A 1,120-nucleotide genomic window follows, 5' to 3' on the forward strand; every position below is an offset into this window, starting at 1 on the left:
GCGGATGTGTCCCCTTTACGTTGCGGGATTGATCGGTCCTGGCGATCGCAAGAGCGTTCAGCCGATGGCAGAACGCCTCGCAACCGGCAACTACGATCAGCTGCACCAGTTCATCGCCGATGGTGTCTGGGACGAGTCATCGCTGGAATCTGAGTTGCTCAACCAGGCCGACGGGCTTGTCGGCGGCAAGGATACGGTGCTGGTCATTGATGAGACCTCACTGCCAAAGGTGAACGGTCGGTTGGTGTTGCGGCTCAATACGCGTCGGCTCTCGGCAAAACGGCAAATTGCCAAACGCTGGTGTCTTTGACGCTTGCGCGAGGTGAAGTGCCGGTGATGATCGCTTTGCGTCTCTTTCTGCCTGACAGCTGGACTAGCGACCTGTCTCGTTTAAAGCGCGCTCGCGTGCCGGTCGAACATCGAACGGCACGGTCCAAGCCGGAAATTGCTTTGGCCGAGATTGACCGCGCGATGGCAGCTAACGTGCGCTTTGGATGTGTACTGGCGGATGCGGGATACGGGCTCAGCGCACCGTTTCGACAAGGGTTGACAGAGCGCGGGCTGGCTTGGGCCGTCGGCATCCCTCGGCATCTCAAGGTGTATCCGGTCAATGTGAAGCTCATTTGGCCGATTACCAAAGTCCGCGGGAAACCCCGGAAGCACCACGTACCAGATATTTTGTCGATTGCGGCAGAACAAATGCTGGCGAGCGCCAGGTGGAAAACCGTGAGTTGGCGCAGCGGGACGAAAGGTCGACTGAAAGCCCGATTTGCTGCTGTCCGTGTCCGCACCGCCGACGGACCTCCGCAGCGGATATGGGATAAGGGTCAGCAGCATCTCCCGGGCGACGAAGCCTGGCTCATTGGCGAGCAACGTGCCTCAGGGGAGAAAAAATACTATCTGGCCAACCTGCCTGCGTCGACGGATCTGCGCACACTGGCCGCCACCATAAAAGCACGATGGATCTGCGAGCAGGCGCATCAGCAGTTGAAAGAGGAGCTTGGACTTGATCACTTCGAAGGGCGATCATGGCAAGGTCTTCATCGTCACGCACTAATGACCATGATCGCCTACGCCTTCTTGCAATACCGTCGCCTCGCACACGCGGGGCGGAAAAAAA

The 1,120-nt window shown here is 58.5% G+C and carries 1 pseudogene; it reads left to right on the forward strand.

The window, feature by feature from the left end:
• Positions 1-1,120, forward strand: a pseudogene (locus tag IVA92_RS05615) (IS701 family transposase); the annotation flags it as partial.

The sequence above is a fragment of the Bradyrhizobium sp. 154 genome (assembly GCF_023073875.1).
Classification (GTDB): Bacteria; Pseudomonadota; Alphaproteobacteria; order Rhizobiales; family Xanthobacteraceae; genus Bradyrhizobium.